This window comes from Streptomyces sp. SID14436 (assembly GCF_010548465.1).
Lineage (GTDB): Bacteria > Actinomycetota > Actinomycetes > Streptomycetales > Streptomycetaceae > Streptomyces.
This window is the reverse complement of sequence record NZ_JAAGMD010000012.1, coordinates 1-3793: the sequence shown is the minus strand read 5'-3', so window position 1 is coordinate 3793 and position 3793 is coordinate 1. Positions and strand designations below refer to the sequence as shown.

The window sequence follows — 3793 nt, the reverse complement described above, 5'->3', positions numbered from 1 at the left end:
TCCCGGCGAGTCCGTCGGGCGGGCGGCCGGAGCCGGCCCGGGTCCGCAGCTCGCCGCTCCGGCCGGCGTCCCACAGGTGCCGGTGCAGGTCCAGGCGGAAGCGGCGGGAGGGCCGTGGGTGCGGGTGCCGGCGGGCGCCGTCGCGCAGACGCTCGCCGTCCCACAGCGTGAGGCTGAACCGCTGTCCGCCGTCGGCCCGGGCGGGTGGTGTCCGGACCACCAGGTACACCGGGGCGGTCCCGTCGCCCGCCGCGGGGTCGTAACGGGCCAGAGGGACCGTCAGGCCGGGGCGCAGCAGTCCGTCGGGGGCGGTCCTCGGCATGTGCCAGCGCAGCAGGTCGGGTGCCAGGCGGGCGAGGTCCGCGCGGACCCGGTCGGCGAGGTCCCGGCCGTGGCTGCGGGCCAGGGCGCGGGGGCGGAGGTCGACGTCGATGTGGGCGGCGGCGCAGGCGCCGGCCCAGTCACCCGCGCGGCGGCGGGCGGTGGCCGTCTCGATCATGGAGGGCGGCACGGCGTACGCACGCACGCGCTGCCAGTACGAGGGCAGGGAGTTCCCGTGGGCGGCCGGTGGGTGCATCAGCACTCACCTGGCGCGGACGGGACCCCCCATCTGTGTGCACGGTGGGTCGTCATCGCGGGGAGCATAGCCCCGGGGCGGGCGTTCTGTCAGGGCCTTTTCCGCGGGTGCCTCCGTCACCGGGCACTGGCGGGCGAGGAGTTGACGTGCCGTCGGGTGTCCGGAGGTGTGAGTGAGGTGCCGTACCGGGCATCCATTTGTCATGCACCTGCGGTCCGATGGCCGGGCCGCAGCCCTGTGGAGGTGTGGGATGCACCGAAGAAGACTCGCCACCGCACTCGCCGCCCCCGCTCTGGCCGTCGTCACGGTCCTGGGCACCGCCACCGCCGCCGACGCCGCCCCCGCCGACAAGGCCCAGGTCCTGTCGAGCTGGACCCAGACCAGCGCGTCCAGCTACCAGAGCTGGAACGCCGCCCGGGCCAATCAGTCGGCCTGGGCCGCCTACGGCTTCGACTGGTCCACCGACTACTGCTCCTCCTCCCCCGACAACCCCTTCGGCTTCCCCTTCTCCACCTCGTGCGCCCGCCACGACTTCGGCTACCGCAACTACAAGGCCATGGGCTCCTTCTCCGCCCACAAGTCCCGTATCGACAGCGCCTTCTACGAGGACCTCAAGCGGGTCTGCGCCGGGTACGGCGGGGCCACCAAGACCGCGTGCAACAGCACCGCGTGGACCTACTACCAGGCCGTCAGGGCCTTCGGCTGACCGCCGGCCGGGCGTCGCCGCTCACCCCACTGGAGCGGCGCCGCCCGGACCGGTCCGCGGCCCCCGGCCGGGCACGGCACCGGGCGTCACGCAGCGGAGCCGTGCCGCCGGTCCGCGTGGCCGGCGAAATGGTCCGCGGGCTCCCGCGCATTCTCCGGTGAGGACCGCCGGGAAGCCGCCCGCACCCCGCTTCCCTCGTACGTGTGGAGACCGGACGGCGGCATCGCCCATCCGGGTGACGGGGGCCGGGGACGGGCATGGCACGTCGATACGGTTCCGCGGTGACCTCGACCTCAACCGAAACGCAGCCGTGGCGCGCCGCCGACCTGGGCTCCCTGGTCGTGATGGCCTGGCGCCGCGAAACCCCTGACGGCGACATCCCCTTCCTGCTCGCCTGCTCGCTCGGCGACGGGGCCAACGGCCCGGACGCGGGCGCCGACGCCGTACGGCAGCTGCTGGACAGCGCCGGGCTGGCCGCGAACGGCGGCCTCGTCGACGCGACCGGGCTGCAGGGGCAGTCGGCCGGCGTGCTCCTCGTGCCCGGCGCCGCCTCGCTGACCATGCCGCACCTCAACGCGCAGTTCGTCCCGCCGCCGAAGTGGGTGGCCGCGGCCGAGGAACGCGCCTACGTCTACCTCATCTTCGCCACGCGTCCCTGGCCCGAGGGCGCCGAGCCCGGCGACCTGGAGACCCTGGCCGCGTTCACCGAGGAGGAGGAGACGCTCACCTCCGCCGCGCACGTCCTGCTGCCCGTGCGCGGCCTGCGCAACTGACCGGAGGCCGCACGCCGCAAGGTGATTGACGATCCGTCAGAAAACCTCCCGACGCGACGCGTTCAGAACAGCCGGCCCTGCTCACCCGGGGCCGGCGGACGCGGCGCGCGGCGCGGACCGGGGCGTCGGCCGGCCGCCTCCTGGCCGAACAGCGGGGCGGTGCCGTACTCGTCGGGCTCGGCCGGCACCACCACCGGGCCGGTGCCGACGTTGAGGCACAGCGGGGCCTCCCGGTCGAAGTCGCCCGGTGTCATGTCCGTCCAGTCGCACTCCCGGCGCTCGGCCACCGACGCTCCGCTCCCCCGCCCGCCCATGTCGTCCCGCCCTTCGTCGAGGACATCCTCGCCCCTCACCCCGGGCACCTCCCGCTCCCCGGACCCGGCGATTCCCTCCGCCGGCCTGGTGACGCACGCCACATTCTCTCCCTGTCACACCGCGTCGTGCCGCTCCGTCAGGGGTGTGTACCCCAATGACGACCGACCCAGGAGAGATCATGACGGATGCCCGTGTCGACTTCTTCGGCAACGCCCTCGCGGCCAAGGTACTGAAGCACATCAACTCGGCGGGCAGGGCCCTGTCCGATTCGGGGCTGCCGATGGCCACCCAGGAGCTGGTGAAGATCCGGGCCAGCCAGATCAACGGCTGCGGCTTCTGCACGGACATGCACACCAAGGACGCCGTCGCGGCCGGGGAGAGCCACCAGCGGCTGCACCTGGTCGCCGTCTGGCGGGAGGCCACGGTCTTCACCGAGGCGGAGCGCGCGGCCCTGGAGCTGGCCGAGGAGGGCACCCGCCTCGCCGACGGGGCCGGCGGGGTCCCCGACGCGGTCTGGGCGAACGCCGCCCGGCACTACGACGAGGACCAGCTCGTGGCGCTCATGTCCCTCGTCGCGCTGATAAACGCCTACAACCGGATCAACGTCATCAACCAGCAGCCCGCGGGCAGCTACGTGCCCGGGCAGTTCGGCTGACCGGCCCGGCCCCGGCCACCGGGGCCGGAACGCGCGGCGGGGGCACGCCCGGGAATCCGGGCGTGCCCCCGCGGCATGCGGTGGGACGGCGGCTCAGGCCTCCGCGCGCTTCGGCAGCCGCCAGCCCGGCCGCACGAAGTGGCAGGTGTAGCCGTCGGGGTAGCGCTGCAGGTAGTCCTGGTGCTCGGGCTCGGCCTCCCAGAAGGGGCCGGCCGGGGCGACCTCGGTGACCACCTTGCCCGGCCACAGCCCGGACGCGTCGACATCGGCGATGGTGTCCTCGGCGATGCGCTTCTGCTCGTCGTCGAAGTAGAAGATGGCCGAGCGGTAGCTCGTCCCGATGTCGTTGCCCTGGCGGTTGACGGTGGACGGGTCGTGGATCTGGAAGAAGTACTCCAGGATCGTGCGGTAGTCCGTCACGGCGGGGTCGTAGGTGATCTCGATCGACTCGGCGTGCGTGCCGTGGTTGCGGTAGGTGGCGTGGGGCACGTCGCCGCCGCTGTAGCCCACGCGCGTGCTCAGGACCCCCGGGAACGTACGGATCAGTTCCTGCATGCCCCAGAAGCAGCCGCCCGCGAGCAGCGCCTTCTCCTCGGTCCTCGTCATTCGTTACGCCCTTCTCCCGCGTCGGCGGCGGCTCCGCCGGGCGTGGGCCCGGGCGGACAGCCGTTCGTTCAGCAGTGACAACCGCTTCCGGCAGCCGATTGTTCCGGGCGGCCCCGGCGGCCGGGCGGGCGGGGCCGGGGTGCGGCCGGGCTGCGGGTGCG

At 73.8% G+C, this 3793-nt stretch carries 5 protein-coding genes and 1 pseudogene; 3 read left to right on the top strand and 3 right to left on the bottom strand.

What is annotated here, in order from left to right; translation table 11 throughout:
- Nucleotides 1-577: pseudogene (locus G3I53_RS00580) on the bottom strand (hypothetical protein); the annotation flags it as partial.
- Between the two features lie 250 nt (nucleotides 578-827).
- Between G3I53_RS00580 and G3I53_RS00575 the strand changes: the two are divergent.
- A complete protein-coding gene (locus tag G3I53_RS00575) occupies nucleotides 828-1283 on the top strand; it encodes a phospholipase (RefSeq protein WP_164332599.1) in 456 nt (151 codons plus the stop codon).
- A gap of 281 nt (nucleotides 1284-1564) precedes the next feature.
- Nucleotides 1565-2056, top strand: a complete 492-nt coding sequence (locus G3I53_RS00570; protein WP_164332598.1) for a DUF5949 family protein — start codon at nucleotides 1565-1567, stop codon at nucleotides 2054-2056.
- 62 nt (nucleotides 2057-2118) lie between these two features.
- On the opposite strand, the gene G3I53_RS00565 is transcribed toward G3I53_RS00570, so the two are convergent.
- Nucleotides 2119-2343: a hypothetical protein gene (locus G3I53_RS00565; RefSeq protein WP_164332600.1), complete on the bottom strand. Its 225-nt coding sequence runs from the start codon at nucleotides 2341-2343 to the stop codon at nucleotides 2119-2121.
- A gap of 206 nt (nucleotides 2344-2549) precedes the next feature.
- Between G3I53_RS00565 and G3I53_RS00560 the strand changes: the two genes are divergently transcribed.
- Nucleotides 2550-3026 (top strand): carboxymuconolactone decarboxylase family protein, encoded by a 477-nt coding sequence (locus G3I53_RS00560; protein ID WP_164332597.1) that lies wholly within the window; start codon nucleotides 2550-2552, stop codon nucleotides 3024-3026.
- 93 nt (nucleotides 3027-3119) lie between these two features.
- Here the strand turns inward: G3I53_RS00560 and msrA are convergent, their stop codons facing one another.
- A complete protein-coding gene (gene msrA / locus G3I53_RS00555) occupies nucleotides 3120-3632 on the bottom strand; it encodes a peptide-methionine (S)-S-oxide reductase MsrA (protein ID WP_164332596.1) in 513 nt (170 codons plus the stop codon).
- Nucleotides 3633-3793 lie beyond the last annotated feature (161 nt).